Here is an 18,356-nt window from a genome sequence, read left to right as displayed (position 1 = left end):
CGTATTGACGAGAGGGAGTCACTATGTCCAACCTTCAGGTATCCGTATACCGCTACAACCCGGAAACCGACTCCGCGCCGTACATGCAGGAGTTTCAGGTCGATACCAAAGGTCGCGACCTGATGGTGCTGGATGTTCTGCATCTGATGAAAGAGCAGGATAGCGCCTTGGCATTTCGCCGCAGCTGCCGTGAAGGCGTTTGCGGTTCCGACGGCATGAACATGAATGGCAAGAATGGACTGGCATGCATCACGCCGCTATCCGAAGTCATCAAGGATAATAAACTGGTGTTGCGCCCCTTGCCTGGGCTGCCGGTGATCCGCGATATGGTCGTGGACATGGGGTTGTTCTATAAACAGTATGAGCGTATTCAGCCCTATCTGCAGAACGACACCCCGGCGCCGGCTATCGAGCGTCTTCAGTCGCCTGAGGACCGCGAGAAACTCGATGGGCTTTACGAGTGCATTCTGTGTGCTTGCTGTTCGACAGCTTGCCCATCGTTTTGGTGGAACCCGGAAAAATTCGTCGGCCCGGCCGGTCTGCTGCAGTCCTATCGCTTCCTGGTGGATACGCGCGATACCGCTACACAGGAGCGTTTGTCCGAGCTGGAAGACCCGTTCAGTGTGTTCCGCTGCCGGGGCATCATGAATTGCGTTGCGGTATGTCCCAAGGGTTTGAACCCGACTCGGGCTATCGGCAAGATTCGTGAAATGCTATTGGCCGAAGCCACATAAGAAAAAACAAGCGAAATGCCACTTAAGTTGCCGTGTAAGCCACTTAAATCGTGACGGCTCGCTTGTTATCATAGAAGCTGAGCGTTGTGGTGTGGCATCAAGTCGCGTCACATCGTAGCCAGGTTCAAGAGCCGGTGCCGTGAGTACCGGCTCTTGAGCATGGCGCGAACGCGAAGTACTGAAAAAAGAAATACTGAAAAAAGAAATATCGAAAAGTAAGAGCAGAGAACGAAAGGGCTTCCGGCTATAGGCCGGCGCCGCCGGCAAACCTCCCGCCCCGCCGGCAGGGCAACAGCGATGTCGTCGCGCATGCGTGGCGATGCCGATACCACCCCATCAGTGCAGGGTGACCGAGAGATGCAACAAGGCATAATGGAGTTAATGTGGCGTTCCTCTCACGTTAGTGGTGGCAATGTCCACTACGTGGAAGCGCTTTACGAGCAGTACCTTGATGATCCTGATACTGTCCCTGACGAGTGGCGCAACTATTTTGACCAGTTGCCGCGCCCCGAGGGCAGTGCCTCCCACGATGTTCCACTAAGCCCCATCCGTGATCAGTTCTATCAACTAGGCCGAGAAACGCGCCCAGGCGCTGCGGTCGCCGCTGTTGACAGCGGAGAGAACAAGAAGCAGGTCAAAGTCCTGCAGTTGATCAACGCGTATCGCTTTCGTGGCCATCAGAAGGCCAATATCGATCCCCTGGACCTGCGTAATCCCACCCCCGTCCCCGACCTTGATCTGTCGTTCCATCAGCTTTCCAAAGCTGACCTGGACACCGAGTTTCAGACCGGCTCGTTTTTCCTGGGTATGGACAAGGCCCCCTTGCGTGAAATTGTCGACGCCCTCGAGCAGACCTACTGTCGCTCGATCGGCTGCGAGATCATGCACATTGTCGATACCGAAGAAAAGCGCTGGCTACAGCGGCGTTTCGAAGCGGTACGCAGTGCACCCAAGTTCAATGAAGATGTGCGCAAGCACGTACTTGAGCGTCTGACTGCTGCGGAAGGGCTGGAAAACTACCTGGCATCGAAGTATCCGGGCACCAAGCGCTTCGGCCTGGAGGGCGGTGAAGCCTTTATTCCGATGATGGACGAGCTGATCCAGCGTGCCGGCGGTTACGGTACCAAGGAAGTCGTCATCGGCATGGCTCACCGTGGCCGTCTCAATCTTCTGGTCAATATTCTCGGCAAGAACCCGGCGGACCTGATTGACGAGTTCGATGGCAAGAAAGTCATCGAACGGGGTTCCGGTGATGTCAAATATCACCAGGGCTTCAGTTCCAATGTCATGTCGCCGGGCGGTGAAGTGCACCTGGCCATGTCATTCAACCCTTCACACCTGGAAATCGTGGCCCCGGTGGTCGAAGGGTCGGTGCGTGCCCGTCAGGACCGACGCAATGACAAGGACGGCACCAAGGTACTGCCGATCAATGTTCATGGCGACGCCGCCTTCGCCGGCCAGGGCGTGGTCATGGAGACATTCCAGATGTCCCAGACCCGCGCTTACAAGACCGGTGGCACGGTACATATCGTCATCAACAACCAAGTTGGCTTTACCACGTCGCACCCGGCGGATACCCGTTCCACCGAATACTGCACCGATATCGCCAAAATGGTTCAGGCGCCGATCTTCCATGTCAACGGTGATGACGCGGATGCGGTGTTGCACGCCACTCAAGTCGCCATCGACTATCGCCAGGAATTCAAGCGCGACGTGGTGATCGATCTGGTGTGTTACCGCCGTCGCGGCCATAACGAAGCCGATGAGCCATCGGGCACCCAGCCCATGATGTACTCCAAGATCAAGGGCCATCCGTCTCCACGTTCCATTTATGCGCAGCGGCTGGTGGAACAGGGCATACTTAGCGAAGCCGATGCCAAGGCGATGGTGGAAACCTACCGCGAGGATCTGGTAGCGGGTAACCATGTGGCCAATGCCTTGGTGCAGGAACCCAATACCTCCCTGTTCGTTGATTGGGCACCCTATCTGGGACACGAGTGGAGCGGCGATGCCGATACCACCGTGGATATGAAGCACCTGCAGCAGCTGGCCGCCAGGATGTGCGAGATTCCCGACGGCGTGGAAGTGCAGCGCCAGGTGGCCAAGATCTACGAAGACCGACGCAAGATGCATGCCGGTGGCATGGGCCTCAACTGGGGCTTTGCCGAGACCTTGGCTTACGCCACCTTGCTCGACCAGGGACACTCGATTCGCCTGACCGGTCAGGATGTGGGTCGCGGTACCTTTTCCCACCGCCACGCTGTGGTCCACAACCAGAAAGATGGCAGCACTTATGTGCCGCTACAGAACATGGCGGACGCTCAGCCGACATTTACCATTCACGACTCCTTCCTTTCCGAAGAAGCCGTGCTTGCCTTCGAATACGGCTATTCCACTACTGCCCCGAACGACTTGGTGATTTGGGAAGCGCAGTTCGGTGATTTCTTCAATGGTGCCCAAGTGGTGGTGGACCAGTTCATCTCCTCCGGTGAAACCAAATGGGGACGTCTGTGTGGTCTGACCATGCTATTGCCGCATGGCTATGAAGGCCAGGGGCCGGAGCACTCATCGGCACGTCTGGAACGTTTCCTGCAAATGTGCGCCGAGCACAATATGCAGGTGTGTGTGCCGACCACGCCAGGACAGATCTTCCATCTGTTGCGCCGCCAGGTGATTCGTCCGCTGCGCAAGCCATTGGTGATCATGTCGCCGAAATCGCTGTTGCGGCATAAGGAAGCTGTTTCCAGCCTGGATGATCTGGCTTACGGCAAATTCCATATGGTATTGCCCGACCAAGCCGATCTCAAACCGGAGAAGGTAAAACGCGTGGTGTTGTGCGCCGGTAAGGTTTATTACGACCTGGCAAACTGGCGAGTCGATAATGAGCGTGACGATACCGCTATCGTGCGTATCGAACAGCTGTACCCGTTCCCCAAGGAAGAGCTGCTGGAAATTCTGACGCCCTACACCAATATCGAGGATGTGGTGTGGTGTCAGGAAGAGCCGCTCAACCAAGGAGCCTGGTACTCGAGCCAGCATCACATGCGGGCCGTGGCCGATATGCTGAAAGATGGCTTGGGGCGCAACCTCAAGTTTGCCGGACGCCCGGCATCAGCAGCACCGGCAGCAGGTTATATGTCCGTTCATACTCAACAGCAGCGCCAGCTAGTGGAAGATGCCTTCAATCTGTAAGGCACCCGCTGGAACACGAGAACACATAAGGGAAACGACATGGCTACCGAGATCAAAGCGCCAACCTTTCCGGAATCCATTGCCGAAGGCACCGTAGCCGCGTGGCACAAGAAACCGGGTGACAGCGTTGAACGCGACGAGCTGATTGTTGAAATCGAAACCGACAAGGTCGTGCTCGAAGTGTTGGCACCAGAAGCAGGTACGCTGACTGATGTCATGGCTGAGGAAGGCGACACCGTTGAGTCCGAACAAATACTGGGCAAGGTCGGCGAAGGCAAGACCTCCGGTGATGGCAGCGGCAAGCCGGACGCCAAGAGCGACAAGAAAGATGAAAAGAAAGCCGAGGCCAAGTCAGACAAGAAGCCTTCCGGCGGTGGTAAACAGCATGAAGTGAAGGCGCCTTCCTTCCCCGAGTCGATTCAGGAAGGCACCGTTGCCACCTGGCACAAGAAGGTCGGTGAGGCGGTCAAGCGCGACGACGTCCTGGCTGATATCGAAACCGACAAGGTTGTGCTGGAAGTCGTCGCCCCCGCGGATGGTGCCTTGAGTGAGATCAAGGCGGAAGAAGGCAGCCAGGTAGAGTCCGAGGAAGTGCTGGCTATCTTTACCGAAGGCGCTGGTGGCGAGAGCGGTGCTGACGAAGGCGCGGGTGAAGAAAGCACTGGAGAACGTACCGAAGACAGTGCCGGCGAGAAAGCCGATGAAAAAGTCGGTGACAAGATTCTGGCCCCGGCGGCACGCAAGATGGTTGCCGAACACGACCTTGACGTTGCCAAGATAGAAGGCACTGGCAAGGGTGGGCGCATCTTGAAAGAAGATGTGCAGAAAGCGGTAAAAGACGGTTCCGCCAAGAAAGCCGCCAAGCCTGCCAAGCCACCGGCCAAGGCTGCCGCCGCCCCGGCTGTCGAAGGCGAGCGTCCCGAGAAGCGCATTCCGATGAGTCGCCTGCGCAGAACCATTGCCAAGCGCCTGGTCGAAGCTCAACAGACGGCCGCCATGCTGACCACCTACAATGAGGTGGACATGAGCGCGGTAATGAGCCTGCGTGCTCAGTACAAGGATACCTTCCTCAAGACCCACGATACCAAGCTGGGCTTCATGGGCTTTTTCGTCAAGGCAGCCAGTGAAGCGCTAAAACGCTTCCCGGATGTCAATGCCTCTATCGATGGCGACGATATGGTTTACCATGGTTATCAGGACATCGGCGTGGCGGTTTCCACGCCGCGTGGTCTGGTAGTACCGGTGTTGCGTGATACCGACCATATGAAAATCGCTGATGTCGAGAGAGGTATTGTCGACTTCGGCAAGCGGGCGCGTGACGGTAAGCTGGGTATCGATGAGATGCAGGGCGGCACCTTCACCATCACCAATGGCGGCACCTTCGGCTCATTGATGTCCACGCCGATCATCAACCCGCCGCAAACCGCCATTTTGGGAATGCACAAGATTCAGGAACGTCCCATGGCGGTCAATGGCAAGGTCGAAATTCGCCCGATGATGTATCTGGCGGTCTCCTACGACCACCGCATGATCGATGGCAAAGATGCCGTGCAATTTCTGGTGACTATCAAGGAATTGCTGGAAGATCCGGCACGCCTGTTGCTGGACGTGTAATCTCACTATCGCATTTCACGTTCAATCGCACTCAGCCTCTGCCCTCACAAGGGGAGAGGCAACCAAGCTAAAGGAGCCGACATGGCTGACAAGTTTGATGTGATCATTATTGGTGCAGGTCCCGGTGGCTATGTCGCTGCTATCCGTGCCGCTCAGCTAGGGCTCAAGACGGCCTGTGTCGAGAAATGGATCAGCGAAGACGGTAGCAAGACGGTGCTGGGCGGAACCTGTCTCAACGTAGGCTGCATTCCTTCCAAGGCTTTGCTTGAAGCCTCGCACAAATTCGTGGAAGCCAAGCATGACTTCTCCGATATCGGTATCCAAACCGGCGACGTCAGCATGGACGTCAAGAAGATGATGGCGCGCAAGGACAAGATCGTCAGCAATCTGACCGGGGGTATCGCCGGCCTGTTCAAGGCCAACGGCGTCACGGCACTTCAGGGAACTGGCAAGGTGATTGCCGCCAAGCAGGTCGAAGTCACCGACCAGCACGGCAAGGCCACCACCTTTGAAGCCGACAATATCGTGATTGCGGCGGGTTCCGTGCCGGTCGAGATTCCCCCGACGCCGCTGGTCGAAGGCCTGGTCGTCAATTCCACCGGTGCCTTGGAATTCCAGGAAACCCCCAAGCGTCTGGGTGTAATTGGTGCGGGTATCATTGGTCTTGAGCTGGGCAGTGTGTGGAACCGTCTGGGTAGTGAGGTCACCGTGCTTGAAGCTATGGATGATTTCTTGCCCATGGTGGACGGCGCCATTGCCAAGGAAACACAGAAGCTGCTCAAGAAGCAGGGGCTGGATATCAAGCTCAGTGCGCGTGTGACAGGCTCCGAGGTCAAGGACGATGAAGTCATCGTCAAGTACACCGATGCCAGCGGTGAGCAGGAAATGACGTTCGATAAACTGATCGTCTGCGTCGGTCGGCGTCCTTACACCAAGGGCGTGGTTGCCGATGGCCTGGGCATTGATCTGGATGAGCGTGGTTTCATCTTCGTCGATGACCAGTGCCGCACCAGCGTACCCGGTATCTATGCAGTGGGCGACTGTGTGCGTGGTCCGATGTTAGCGCACAAGGCCTCCGAAGAAGGCATCATGGTCGCGGACATCATTGCCGGCCATAAAGCCGAAATGAACTACGACACCATTCCTAACGTCGTCTATACCTTTCCGGAAGTGGCATGGGTCGGCTTGACCGAGCAAGAAGCCAAGGCCAAGGGCATCAAGGTCAAGACGGGTAGCTTCCCGTTTGCCGCCAGTGGTCGTGCCATGGCCAACAATGCCACCGAAGGTCAGGCCAAGATCATTGCGGATGCCGAAACCGACCGCATTCTGGGCATGCATATCGTCGGCCAGCATGCCGGTGAAATGATTGCTCAGGGTGTCATCGCCATGGAATTCGGCTCCAGTGCCGAAGATCTGGCGTTGACCTGCTATGCTCACCCGACCATGTCGGAAGCGGTGCATGAAGCGGCTCTCGCCGTTGACGGCCATGCCATCCATATGGCCAACCGCAAGAAACGCAAGTAATACCTAGATAAATAAATAAGCGCCACCGTCTCGGTGGCGTGACGCTCTCGGCTATGTATCGAAAGCGCGGGGATGATCGGCAGCCGCAAAGGCGCGGGCTTTCCGATCATCGTTCGAGTCACATGCAACCAATGGCATGAATCGATGAACCTTCACGAATATCAAGGCAAGCAACTGTTTGCCGATTATGGTCTGCCGGTATCCAAGGGCTTCGCCGTGGACACCCCCGAAGAAGCCTTCGAGGCTTGCAAGAAAATCGGCGGTGATAAATGGGTCGTCAAAGCCCAGGTTCACGCCGGTGGCCGCGGTAAGGCGGGTGGCGTCAAGCTGATCAAAAGCCCGGAAGAAGCCAAGGCTTTTGCCGAGCAATGGTTGGGCAAGAACCTTGTCACCTTCCAGACCGATGAACATGGCCAGCCGGTCGCCAAGATTCTGGTCGAAACCTGCACCGATATCGCCGATGAGTTGTATCTGGGTGCGGTAGTCGATCGCACCACACGTCGTGTGGTGTTCATGGCGTCCACCGAAGGTGGTGTGGAAATCGAAAAGGTCGCCGAAGAAACGCCTGAAAAGATTCTCAAGGCCGAGATCGACCCGCTGGTCGGTGCGCAGCCGTATCAGGCCCGTGAGCTGGCGTTCGCGCTGGGCCTCAAGGGTAACCAGGTCAAGCAGTTCACCAAGATCTTCCTGGGCCTTTCCAAGCTATTCCACGACAAGGATCTGGCACTTCTCGAGATCAACCCTCTGGTTGTTACCGACGAAGGCAACTTGCATTGCCTGGATGCCAAACTGGGCCTGGACAGCAACGCTCTGTATCGCCATCCGGACCTGCAGGCCATGCGCGACCCGTCTCAGGAAGACGAGCGTGAAGCCGAAGCGGCGGCATGGGAACTCAACTACGTCGCGCTGGAAGGCAATATCGGCTGCATGGTCAATGGCGCGGGTCTGGCCATGGGTACCATGGATATCGTCAACCTGAACGGCGGCAAGCCGGCCAACTTCCTTGACGTCGGCGGCGGTGCCACCAAGGAACGCGTCGCGGAAGCCTTCAAGCTGATTCTTTCCGACGATTCGGTCAAGGCCGTTCTGGTCAATATCTTCGGCGGTATCGTGCGCTGCGACATGATCGCCGAAGGCATTATCGGTGCCGTCGAGCAGGTCGGTGTCAACGTGCCGGTCGTGGTGCGTCTGGAAGGTAACAATGCCGAACTGGGTGCCGAAAAACTGGCCTCCAGTGGTCTGAACATCATCGCGGCTACCAGCCTGACTGACGCGGCACAGCAGGTCGTGAAAGCGGCGGAGGGCAAGTAATGAGCATCTTGATCGACAAGAACACCAAGGTCATCTGCCAAGGGTTTACCGGTGGCCAGGGCACTTTCCACTCCGAGCAAGCGATTGCCTACGGTACGAAAATGGTCGGTGGGGTCACGCCGGGCAAAGGCGGCCAGGAGCATCTGGGCCTGCCGGTGTTCAACACCGTCAAGGAAGCGGTCGCAAAGACTGGTGCCGAGGCCAGCGTGATCTACGTGCCGGCTCCGTTCTGCAAGGACTCGATCTTGGAAGCCGCCAATGCTGGCATCAAGCTGATCGTGTGCATTACAGAAGGCATCGCCACACTCGACATGCTGGAAGCCAAGGTCAAGTGTGACGAGCTGGGCGTGCGCCTGATCGGTCCCAACTGTCCTGGCGTGATCACTCCCGGTGAATGCAAAATCGGCATCATGCCGGGGCATATCCACCAGCCGGGCCGTGTGGGCATCGTGTCGCGTTCGGGCACTCTGACCTACGAAGCGGTCAAGCAGACTACCGACCATGGCTTCGGCCAGTCCACCTGCGTGGGCATCGGTGGCGACCCGATTCCGGGCTCCAATTTCATCGATATTCTCGAGATGTTCGAGAAGGATCCGAAAACCGAAGCGATTGTCATGATCGGTGAAATCGGCGGTACCGCCGAAGAGGAAGCGGCAGCCTACATCAAGGCCAATGTTTCCAAGCCGGTGGTGTCTTACATCGCCGGTGTCACCGCACCTCCGGGTAAGCGTATGGGTCACGCCGGCGCTATCATTTCCGGTGGCAAGGGGACTGCCGATGAGAAGTTCGGCGCTCTGGAAGATGCCGGTGTGAAAACCGTGCGTTCGCTGGCGGAAATCGGTGATGCATTGAAGGAAGTGACTGGCTGGTAAAATCCTGGTCTTTACTTCAAGCATGAACAAGAAGGGGCACCTGAAAAGGTGCCCCTTCTGCTTTTTTGAATGAAAAAAATGGTACTACAAGCGGGGCGTTTGGGTCGGCCCTGTGCTTGACAGAAAATACCGTGTCGCTTATTTTTACATTGTAATTTTAATGTTAATAATGTTACTCAAAGTAATTTTTAGGCGTTTTTTATCGTCGCTTGTTTGGGTCGGCAATCCGGAATGGCTGAAATTTAATCTCTAATTCGAGAGAAAAGGAAACGGGAATCAGCTTTTTTATAGCGGTAAAAATAAATAAATCAGCTTGAAGCTAGGCCATGGAAAGACTTGGTTAACTGATGACAATGCCGAGGTGATATTTTGAAAATCTTGATCGTGGGAAATATGGGTTACGTCGGCTCCGTCGTGGTACGTGAGTTAGCCGTACAACACCCATCCGCTATTCTTCATGGTTATGACAATGCCTATTTCGCGCATTGTTTGACGGGTACCGAGCTTCTTCCCGAGCGTTATCTTGACCAACAGTTTCTGGGAGACATTCGGGATATTTCGGCTGATTTTTTTGAAGGCTATACGGCCGTGATTCAACTGGCTGCGATTTCCAATGATCCCATGGGAGATCGTTTCGCTGCCGTCACGGCTGCTGTCAATCAGCAGGCTACGGTGGATATGGCTCAGGCAGCGGCCCAGGCGGGTGTCGAAAGCTTCGTCTTTGCCTCTAGTTGTAGCATCTATGGCGTCGCTCTGGGTGCTCCGCGTTGTGAAGCGGATCCCGTGGCTCCCGTTACCGCCTATGCCTGCTCGAAAATAGCGGCTGAAGAAGCCTTGGCGGGCATCGAGGGGGACATGGTGATTACCAGCTTGCGCTTTGCGACTGCCTGCGGGATGTCGGAACGTTTACGCCTGGATCTGGTGCTCAATGATTTCGTTGCCTGTGCCCTAAGCCAGCAACATATTACCGTGCTTAGCGATGGATCTCCCTGGCGGCCCTTGATTGATGTCTCCGACATGGCCAGAGCTATCGACTGGGCGGTACAGCGCAAGCCCGAAAACGGGGGGCGCATACTCAATATCAATACCGGCTCTGACGAACGCAATCATCAAGTGCGGGACTTGGCGACTGCCGTTGCTCAGGCAATCCCCGGCACCACCCTGAGTATCAATACTCAAGCGCCGGCGGATAGCCGTTCCTATCAGGTGGATTTCAGCCTGTTCGCCAAGTTGGCACCCGGGCACCAACCGCAAATGACGCTTTTGCATTCGATCATGGGGGTAGTCAATGGGCTCAAGAGCATGAAATTCTCCGATGCCCAGTTCCGAACGTCACGCTATATGCGCCTGCATGCGCTACAGGCGCATATCAACGAAGGACGTCTATCCGAAAACTTGAGTTGGCAAATTCGTAATGCATTGACCCCCAGTGTTCTGCCTGCCTCTCCCCACGTTACCTCGGTGCCTGAAATGGAGGTTAGATCATGAAAGTCGCAATTTTTGCGGGGGGGTTTGGAACACGCTTGAGTGAAGAAACGGCGATTCGCCCCAAGCCGATGGTGGAAGTGGGAGGGCGGCCGATCCTTTGGCATATCATGAAAATGTATGCCCATCATGGCTTCAAGGAATTCGTCGTGTTGGGAGGCTATAAGGTGGAGTACATTCGCGACTATTTTCTCAACTATCGCGGCAATCGAACCGATTACACCATCGACCTGAAGACGGGCAGCATCGACTGGCTTCAGAGTGTGAATGATGACTGGAAAGTCACTGTGTTGGATACGGGTGCCGATGCCATGACCGGAGGACGTCTCAAGAAGGCCATGCCTTTCCTGGCGGACGAACCTTTCTGCTTGACCTATGGTGATGGGGTGAGTGACCTGAACATTACGGCATTGATCGATTCTCATCTGGCTTCGAAGAATTGGTGCACCCTGACGGCGGTAACGCAGCCCGGCCGCTACGGTGCGCTGCGCTTGAAGGAAGGTAACAGTCAGGTAGAAGGCTTTCGCGAAAAGGGAGAAATAGATGGAGGCTTGATCAATGGCGGCTTCTTCGTCTGCGAGCCGGAAGTGTTCGAGACGATCAACGATAGCCAGACCGTGTGGGAAAACGAGCCCATGAACCGGATGATCGAGCTTGGCAAGTTGGGATATTTCCATCACAACGGTTACTGGCAAAGCATGGATACCCTGAGAGATAGAATGGTGCTTGAGACCGCCTGGGCGGAAGGTGCCCCCTGGAAGCTCTGGAAGGAATGAACCACCGATGATTATTGTTGATACAGCGCTTGCCGAACGAGAGGCACAAGGCAATCCTATTCGAGTGGGGATGGTCGGGGCGGGGTTTCAAGCCAGTGGTATCGGCCTGCAGATCATGACCGCGACACCTGGAATGCGGCTTTGCGCCATTGCCAACCGTCACTTGGATGCAGCGATCAAGGTCTTTCAGCAAACCGAGGTCGAGCCGGTCGCCTGTGACACCCAGCAGGAACTGGAAGCGGCGCTTGCGGCTGGGCGGCCGGCAGTCACCGAGGATGCTGTGGCACTGGCTCGTGCTGAGGGGTTGGATGCGATCATCGAGGTAACCGGTTCGTTGGAGTTCGCGGCGCATGCCATATTGGCGGCTCTGGAAAGCGGTAAAGACGTCATTCAGATGAATGCGGAACTCGACGGCACGATTGGTCCCATCCTGAAAGTAAAAGCCGATGCGGCGGGGGTCGTCTACAGCTTTGCCGATGGCGATCAGCCCGGCGTACAGATGAACCTCTATCGGTTCGTCGCCGGCCTGGGGGTGAAACCTGTGCTATGTGGCAACATCAAGGGTCTGCATGACCCTTATCGCAACCCGGCTACCCAGGAAGGCTTTGCCAAGCGCTGGGGGCAAAAGCCGGCGATGGTAGCGTCTTTTGCCGATGGCACCAAAATTTCGTTCGAACAGGCGATCGTCGCCAACGGCACCGGCATGCAAGTGGCACAGCGTGGCATGCTCGGCCCCGATTTTTCCGGCGGGGTGCCTGGTGGTCCCCTGGTACCCATCGAGCAGACAGTATCGGCGTTCGAACCCTACCTGGACCCGACGGGACCGGGGCTGGTTGACTACGTTGTCGGGGCGCGGCCGGGGCCGGGTGTGTTCGTGCTGGGCACCATCGACAATCCCCGCCAGCGCCATTATCTCGAACTCTACAAGATGGGGGAGGGGCCGTATTACTGCTTCACGACGCCCTATCATCTGTGCCATTTCGAAGTGCCCACATCCGTTGCCCGAGCGGTATTGTTCCGTGATCCGGTATTGTCTCCCCTGGATGGTCCCAAGGTGGGTGTGATCGCCATGGCCAAAAAGACCTTGCATGAGGGCGAGACAATCGAGGAACTTGGCGGCTTCGAAGTCTATGGAGTGGCTGAAAACATCGAGGTAATCCGGCGGGAACGGCTGTTGCCTGTCGGGTTGGCGCTGGGTTGTCAAGTGATAGGGCATGTGGAAAAGGACGCGGCGCTGACCCTTGATGATGTGCGTATACCGCCAGGGCGCTTGATCGACCGCCTGTATGCCGAGCAGGAAGCCATGTTTGCCTTGGCACCCCTGCCTGGTAACGCCGCCACTTCCATGGAGTAATTCATGCTTTTTCATCAAACGAACCTCAAGGATGCCATACTGATAGAGCTTGAGCCGCATGGGGATGAACGGGGTTTTTTTGCCCGCACCATGTGTCGTCCGGAGTTCGAGCGCCATGGCCTGCTAGGTGATTTTGTGCAGCAGAACACCTCCTTTTCCTCCCAGCGCGGTACCTTAAGGGGGCTGCATTACCAGCGACGCCCGCATGCCGAAGCCAAATTGATACGCTGTATCCGGGGAGCGATTGTCGATGTCATCGTGGATATTCGTGAAGACTCGGAAACCTACCTGCACCATCAGCTGTTCGAGCTGACCGAGGCTAACCGGCACCAGCTTTATGTGCCGCAAGGCTTTGCGCATTCCTTTCAGACGTTGACCGACGATGTTGAAGTCAGTTATCTGGTCTCGGCGGCCTATCATCCCGAGGCCGAAAGCGGCTTGCGCTATAACGATGAACGTCTCGCGATCGAATGGCCCCTTCCGCCCACGGTGGTGTCCGACAAGGACGCTGGTTGGCCATTGATCAGTGAGCGAAGCGACACGCTTTTCTAGCCATCAGCGAATCTAGCCATTGACCAAATCGCACCAAAAAAGGGGCAGCGTGATCGCTGCCCCTTTTGGGTGGTGCTTGCTGCGTGCTTACTTAGGGATCAATCGGCGGGACGCGCCACCAGCGAGCGGGTTTCCTCACGCGCTTCGGTGAGAGCCACGCGCAGACTATCGCCTAGCTTGTAGCGTTCTTCGCCTTCGATCTGGATGCGTCCTTCCTTATCGTCGATCACCACCTTGCTGCGGTCGCTGTGCATCAGAGGCGCCGGGACGAAAGCCGTGGCGCCATTGGCCACCAGGCGCACGCGCATACCGCCACGATTGACTGCCATGATCTCGGCATCGAAGGTTTCCTGATTTTCCGCCGACGATGTCAGGTAACGCACATACAGCCAATCCTTGACGTCGCGCTCGGCCATGCGGTTCAAACGACGACGTTCAGTGAGCTGATCGGTGAGCTGCTGGCTGGCTTCCGCCGGTGCCTGCTCGCCCTTGAGCACACGTTTGATCAAGCGGTGATTGACCATGTCGCCGTATTTACGAATTGGCGATGTCCAGGTGGCGTAGGCGGGCAGGCCCAGGCCGAAGTGCGGGCCAGGCAGGGCCGACATGCTGGTGAAGCCCTGGAAGCGCCGTAGACGGACATCCAGCCAGGCGTCTTCACGACTTTCCAGAGCGCGCTTGAGTTCACGGTAACGTGGCAGTTCGGTGAGCATTTCGCGCTCGACTTCGATCTCCTGCGTGGCGAGGAACTCCTGAGCGGCCTCGGCTTTTTCCGGCTCGAAAGCACGGTGCACATTGAAGATACCATGGCCCACATGAGTGGCCAGCAGATCGGCGCAACAAGCGTTAGCGGCAATCATCGACTCTTCGATCATGCGATTGGCGATACGCCGGTCTTCAGTGCGAATGCCCAATACATTGCCGGCAGCATCCAGGTCGAAGACGTAATCCGGTGTGTCCTTGAACACCAGCGCGTGTTTGGCACGCCAGGCACTGCGAGCTTCGGTAAGGTCACGTAGTGCCTTGAGCTGCTCGCCAATCTCGTCAGACGGCGCCCAGTCGCCTTTTCCTTCCAGCCAGTCGGATACCTTTTCATAGGCCAGCTTGGCATGCGATTTGGCGTTGGCAGCGAAGAAACGATATTCGCCCAGGCTGCCGTCTGCACCGATCTCCAGCGCACAGGCGAGCACCGGACGTTCCTTGCCTTCCCATAGCGAACAAAGGTCGTCGGCGAGCTGCTCGGGCAGCATGGTAACGTTCTGGCCCGGCAGATAGACGGTAAAGGCGCGTGTGCGGGCTTCAAGGTCGGCCGCATGGCCTTCTTCGATGTAGGCGGTGGGGTCGGCGATCGCCACACTTAAGCGCCAGCCACCGTTCTCGTGGGTCTCGATGCGCAGTGCATCGTCCATGTCACGAGTCTTTTCACTGTCGATAGTGAAAAAAGGCTCGGCGGTCAGGTCTTCGCGAGTCAGGCCTTCGTCCTGCAGCGGCCATTCATCCGCGGCCGGAGGGCAATCCTGTTCCAAGGCATGGCGGGCCAGAGTGACACGCCATGGCACGGCGGGATTGCTGCTTTTAGCCACTAACTCGTCGATCTGAGCGAAAAAGGCGCGGTCATCCGGCTTGAGCGGATGACGCACCAGGCGCGCCACTACCCAGTCACCTTCTTCAATGCTGGCTTCATCTAGGTCGCGTTTGATACGCGCCTTGAGCACATTTTTGATCAAAGGGTGATCCGGCACCACAGCAAGCTGACCTTCACGCTTTTGCACGCGACCGACGAACCGGTTGAGCCCGGCCTCGAGCAGTGTTTCCGGGTCGACGGATGTCTTGTCGCCTTCTTCATGAATCACGGCTTCGACACGGTCGCCATGCAACACTTTTTTCATGGCGGGCGGCGGCACGAAATAAGACGTGCCATCCTCGGTTTCAAGGAAACCGAAGGCCTTGGCCGTGGCCTTGATCACGCCTTCGACGCGTGGCGTGGTTTTACGAATCTGCTGCTTGAGCTGAGCGAGTACGGAGTTATTCTGCAACATTGGGCACGATCAATTGGCGAGATAAGGGTGCCACTATACGGATGGTTTCGCGCGGGGCCAAACTCTGCAACCGAAAAGGCGTTTCGGGCACATGAATTCAATTGGTTACAGCCACATAAACCCAGGGCACCGAGCAGTTTGGTGCAGTAAACTCCTTAGCTCCCGGGAAGATCGGCACGAATGTGCTTATGACGACCCTTGGGAACGCTCTTGGGAAGGCGGGGTTTCCAAGCGTTTCAGTTGATGCCAAAGATCCCGGCGTAAATCGGCCAGTTTGGGTCGGCTCTCACTGTCGAAAGGCAAGGGGCGACACAGCCGTTGGGCTCGAAGCCCCAGGCGGGCGCTAAGCAGCCCGGAAGCCAGCCCTTGGCCGGCACGCGAGGAAAGGCGTCCGGCGAGATCGAGCGACAGCATGTCCATGCCGGCGTCGGTTACCAATTCGCTGGCACCGGCAAAGGCCATGTTGTGGAGCACGTTCTTGAACAGGCGCAAGCGGCTGGCATAGCCCAGTTCCAGGCCATACAGCCGGCACAGCCGATCCACCATGGCCAGGTTGCGCCACGCCACCAATCCCATGTCGACCAGAGTCAGAGGGCTGATGGCCACCATGACGGCGGTTTCCCCGGACATCCGTGAGATCAAACGTTGGGCTTGTCGGTCGCGTGGCGCCAGAAGGTGGTGAGCCAGTAGTATCTGGATATCGGCACCGTCATGATGCGGCTGGCACGCTTGGCTGAACGCCTGCCAGTGCGGGTCGTCGCTAGATAGCTTGAATTGTCGACGCAGTTGTTCGGCCATGGCATGCGCTTGAGCGGGGGATGTCTCGGGGAGTTGGGTCAACTGACGGCGCAAGCGTTCGTGGCGTCGCAAACGCTTCAAGCGAAACAGCTCGCGTCCAAGGGAGAGCCCGCCCAAGCCGATCAGGATGATACCGAACGCCTGCCAGGCCAGGGTCAGCCAGTCGGCACGGCCTAGGGCATCAAGCATGCCGCTGGCAAGTTCTGCGCTGCCTAGTCCCAGTCCGCCGACCAAGGCAGTCAAAAGCCCCCAGCGACGTTTTCGCGGCGCTCCCAGGCTGGCAGCGGGAAGGGCCTGTTCCTCAGCGCCAGGGTCTTCTTGCCACTGGCGGTGAGCCACCTCCTGACCGAACTGCTGGTGGCCGCGTAACCCGGATGTCGTGTCGGTCGGTGGGGCTTTCGCCGGGTCATCATCCAGCGCGAAGTGCCTGCGCGGCCTAGGGTGGTCGGGTGAAGGCTGGTTCATGTGATCTTGTCTCCGATCAGCCAGTCGATGGCGCTATCCATACGAATGTGCGCCAAGACATCGGTGGTTCGCGGCATGGGGCGAAACGCCGGGAAATTGAAACCTTGCTGGTCCCAGAACGCGGCATCGGGCAATGTCGCGGGAACGTCGCCGGGGTAGACCAATACCTCTTCGCCCTCGAGGGTGGTGCCGCGTAATGCCGCCGATTGTTGGCCCTGTTGAGTGACTTCCCGGGCTTGGGTAGCGCGAATGGCCGCCAGCGAGAATGCCTTGACCGGCACATCGGCAAAGCGTAGATCCTGCAACGGTTCCGCCAGCAAGGCTTCGAGCAGATGAATGAGATTGGGATGCTGGTCAGGGGTAACATGATCGGCTTTGGTGGCGGCGATGGCCAGGCGGTCAATCTTCGGCGCAAATAGCCGCGTCAGCAGGCTGCGCTTGCCGTAATCGAAACTCTGCATCAAATGGTTCAGGGCACGCGATAAATCATCGAACCGTTCTGGCCCGGCGTTCAAGGCGCCAAGCACATCGACCAGCACGATCTGACGATCGAAGCGTCGGAAATGGTCCCGGTAAAAAGGGCGGACCACATGCTGCTGATAATAGCGAAAGCGCTGGGCCAGGGTCGCGTAAAGGCTTTCGGCGGGTAGGGCGTCAAGCTCGGCACGCTGGGTATCGATCAGCCCCGGCAACGGAAAGAACTGGAGCGCAGGCGCCCCTTCAAGCTCGCCGGGCAACAGGAAACGTCCGGGCTGCAAATCCGAAAATCCGGCTTTCTTGGCGCGGCGCAGCCCTTGGGCATAGCGTTCGGCCAGTTCGGCTAGTTGCGCTTCGTCGGCCTCAGCGGCGGGGTCGAGAGCGGCGACCCCTTCTTGCCAATCGGTGAACAGGGCTTGTCGCTGTGGGCCGTGGGCTCGAGTCTGGGCCTGGCTCCAGCTGAAAAAATCGTGTTGGAGAAGCGGTAAATCAAGTAGCCATTCGCCGGGGTAGTCGAACAGATCGAGCGTCAGGCTGGTGGTCTGCGGTGTCAGCCAGCCACTGCGCGCCGGACGATAGCGCAGTTGCAAGCGCAACTCGCTGATGCCCCGGGTGGGTTCGGGCCAGCGGGGAGGAGAGGCATTAAGCGCCGCCATGGCCTGGTCATAGGGAAAGCGGGGGACACCGAGGTCTTGCTGATTGAGGCGCTGGGCACCCAGTAGGCGGCCTTCCCGGGCAGCGGGCAGCATGTCCAGGCGCGCTTCAAGCCCGGCATGGCGCAGCTGGTTGACCAGCGAGGTGAGAAACGCCGTCTTTCCCGCCCGGGAAAGCCCGGTTACCGCCAGGCGCAGCTGCCGGTCTCGGCCGCGAGCGAGAAGATCGGTCAGCTCACGGCTGATTTTTCCGCGCTCACTGGCCATAACGCATGGCGCTGATGTATTGATAGAGCATCGGTGTGGCGGCGATCAAGAAGCCGATCAATGCAATGACGTAGCCCGGCCAGCGGCGCGTCATGCGTTGCGCTAGCGTCAGACCGCCGATACATACCACCAGACCTACCAGGTTGAATGCCGGCGTGGCTGCTTCAAGCCAGTATTGTGGAAACATAACACTTCCTTAGAGGACATTGGCGCAGAAGATGCCCTTGGAGAAGGGCATCACTG

Annotated in this window: 14 protein-coding genes; 10 read left to right on the top strand and 4 right to left on the bottom strand. The window is 57.5% G+C overall.

Translation table 11 applies throughout. The features are described from left to right. The first annotated feature begins 23 nt into the window (after nucleotides 1-23). The 10 genes from GPM19_RS14650 to rfbC all read left to right on the top strand — a co-directional run bounded on the left by GPM19_RS14650 (nucleotide 24) and on the right by rfbC (nucleotide 13,414). Nucleotides 24-734 (top strand): succinate dehydrogenase iron-sulfur subunit, encoded by a 711-nt coding sequence (locus GPM19_RS14650; RefSeq protein WP_160419760.1) that lies wholly within the window; start codon nucleotides 24-26, stop codon nucleotides 732-734. Between the two features lie 357 nt (nucleotides 735-1,091). Then, on the top strand, nucleotides 1,092-3,926 hold the full coding sequence (locus tag GPM19_RS14645; protein ID WP_160419774.1) for a 2-oxoglutarate dehydrogenase E1 component: 2,835 nt from the start codon (nucleotides 1,092-1,094) through the stop codon (nucleotides 3,924-3,926). A 39-nt stretch (nucleotides 3,927-3,965) separates the two neighbouring features. Next, complete coding sequence (gene odhB, locus GPM19_RS14640) at nucleotides 3,966-5,540, top strand: 2-oxoglutarate dehydrogenase complex dihydrolipoyllysine-residue succinyltransferase (protein WP_160419759.1); 1,575 nt, start codon at nucleotides 3,966-3,968, stop codon at nucleotides 5,538-5,540. 81 nt (nucleotides 5,541-5,621) lie between these two features. Next, nucleotides 5,622-7,064, top strand: a complete 1,443-nt coding sequence (lpdA, locus tag GPM19_RS14635) for a dihydrolipoyl dehydrogenase (protein ID WP_160419758.1) — start codon at nucleotides 5,622-5,624, stop codon at nucleotides 7,062-7,064. 144 nt (nucleotides 7,065-7,208) lie between these two features. Then, on the top strand, nucleotides 7,209-8,375 hold the full coding sequence (sucC, locus tag GPM19_RS14630; protein ID WP_160419757.1) for an ADP-forming succinate--CoA ligase subunit beta: 1,167 nt from the start codon (nucleotides 7,209-7,211) through the stop codon (nucleotides 8,373-8,375). After that, a complete protein-coding gene (sucD, locus tag GPM19_RS14625) occupies nucleotides 8,375-9,247 on the top strand; it encodes a succinate--CoA ligase subunit alpha (RefSeq protein ID WP_160419756.1) in 873 nt (290 codons plus the stop codon). Before sucC ends, sucD begins: the two co-directional genes overlap by 1 nt. Nucleotides 9,248-9,616: 369 nt before the next feature. Further along, complete coding sequence (locus GPM19_RS14620; protein WP_160419755.1) at nucleotides 9,617-10,735, top strand: NAD-dependent epimerase/dehydratase family protein; 1,119 nt, start codon at nucleotides 9,617-9,619, stop codon at nucleotides 10,733-10,735. After that, the gene (gene rfbF, locus GPM19_RS14615) at nucleotides 10,732-11,508 is read left to right on the top strand and encodes a glucose-1-phosphate cytidylyltransferase (protein ID WP_160419754.1); all 777 of its coding nucleotides are present in this window, start codon (nucleotides 10,732-10,734) and stop codon (nucleotides 11,506-11,508) included. Before GPM19_RS14620 ends, rfbF begins: the two co-directional genes overlap by 4 nt. Nucleotides 11,509-11,515: 7 nt before the next feature. Then, nucleotides 11,516-12,862: an NAD(P)H-dependent oxidoreductase gene (locus tag GPM19_RS14610; protein WP_160419753.1), complete on the top strand. Its 1,347-nt coding sequence runs from the start codon at nucleotides 11,516-11,518 to the stop codon at nucleotides 12,860-12,862. 3 nt (nucleotides 12,863-12,865) lie between these two features. Next, nucleotides 12,866-13,414, top strand: a complete 549-nt coding sequence (gene rfbC, locus GPM19_RS14605) for a dTDP-4-dehydrorhamnose 3,5-epimerase (protein WP_160419752.1) — start codon at nucleotides 12,866-12,868, stop codon at nucleotides 13,412-13,414. A 98-nt stretch (nucleotides 13,415-13,512) separates the two neighbouring features. Here the strand turns inward: rfbC and GPM19_RS14600 are convergent, their stop codons facing one another. From GPM19_RS14600 to GPM19_RS14585, 4 genes are all read right to left on the bottom strand, one after another. Further along, nucleotides 13,513-15,453, bottom strand: a complete 1,941-nt coding sequence (locus tag GPM19_RS14600) for an exoribonuclease II (RefSeq protein WP_160419751.1) — start codon at nucleotides 15,451-15,453, stop codon at nucleotides 13,513-13,515. 186 nt (nucleotides 15,454-15,639) lie between these two features. Beyond that, nucleotides 15,640-16,716: a YcjF family protein gene (locus tag GPM19_RS14595; RefSeq protein ID WP_160419750.1), complete on the bottom strand. Its 1,077-nt coding sequence runs from the start codon at nucleotides 16,714-16,716 to the stop codon at nucleotides 15,640-15,642. After that, entirely contained in the window at nucleotides 16,713-18,113 is a 1,401-nt protein-coding gene (locus GPM19_RS14590; RefSeq protein ID WP_160419749.1) for a YcjX family GTP-binding protein, read from the bottom strand. Before GPM19_RS14590 ends, GPM19_RS14595 begins: the two co-directional genes overlap by 4 nt. After that, nucleotides 18,103-18,300, bottom strand: coding sequence for a hypothetical protein (locus GPM19_RS14585; RefSeq protein ID WP_160419748.1), 198 nt, complete (start codon nucleotides 18,298-18,300; stop codon nucleotides 18,103-18,105). Before GPM19_RS14585 ends, GPM19_RS14590 begins: the two co-directional genes overlap by 11 nt. Nucleotides 18,301-18,356: the final 56 nt, after the last annotated feature.

Origin of the sequence: Vreelandella zhuhanensis (assembly GCF_009793355.1) — a bacterium.
Classification (GTDB): domain Bacteria; phylum Pseudomonadota; class Gammaproteobacteria; order Pseudomonadales; family Halomonadaceae; genus Vreelandella; species Vreelandella zhuhanensis.
The sequence above is the reverse complement of the archived record's forward strand: the minus strand, read 5'-3'. Positions and strand labels throughout refer to the sequence as shown.

Bases quoted from the DNA above. Each gene is read 5' to 3' on its own strand.
- GPM19_RS14650 (WP_160419760.1), top strand. From the start codon at position 24: ATGTCCAACCTTCAGGTATCCGTATACCGCTACAACCCGGAAACCGAC.
- GPM19_RS14645 (WP_160419774.1), top strand. From the start codon at position 1,092: ATGCAACAAGGCATAATGGAGTTAATGTGGCGTTCCTCTCACGTTAGT.
- odhB (WP_160419759.1), top strand. From the start codon at position 3,966: ATGGCTACCGAGATCAAAGCGCCAACCTTTCCGGAATCCATTGCCGAA.
- lpdA (WP_160419758.1), top strand. From the start codon at position 5,622: ATGGCTGACAAGTTTGATGTGATCATTATTGGTGCAGGTCCCGGTGGC.
- sucC (WP_160419757.1), top strand. From the start codon at position 7,209: ATGAACCTTCACGAATATCAAGGCAAGCAACTGTTTGCCGATTATGGT.
- sucD (WP_160419756.1), top strand. From the start codon at position 8,375: ATGAGCATCTTGATCGACAAGAACACCAAGGTCATCTGCCAAGGGTTT.
- rfbF (WP_160419754.1), top strand. From the start codon at position 10,732: ATGAAAGTCGCAATTTTTGCGGGGGGGTTTGGAACACGCTTGAGTGAA.
- GPM19_RS14610 (WP_160419753.1), top strand. From the start codon at position 11,516: ATGATTATTGTTGATACAGCGCTTGCCGAACGAGAGGCACAAGGCAAT.
- rfbC (WP_160419752.1), top strand. From the start codon at position 12,866: ATGCTTTTTCATCAAACGAACCTCAAGGATGCCATACTGATAGAGCTT.
- GPM19_RS14600 (WP_160419751.1), bottom strand. From the start codon at position 15,453: ATGTTGCAGAATAACTCCGTACTCGCTCAGCTCAAGCAGCAGATTCGT.
- GPM19_RS14595 (WP_160419750.1), bottom strand. From the start codon at position 16,716: ATGAACCAGCCTTCACCCGACCACCCTAGGCCGCGCAGGCACTTCGCG.
- GPM19_RS14590 (WP_160419749.1), bottom strand. From the start codon at position 18,113: ATGGCCAGTGAGCGCGGAAAAATCAGCCGTGAGCTGACCGATCTTCTC.
- GPM19_RS14585 (WP_160419748.1), bottom strand. From the start codon at position 18,300: ATGTTTCCACAATACTGGCTTGAAGCAGCCACGCCGGCATTCAACCTG.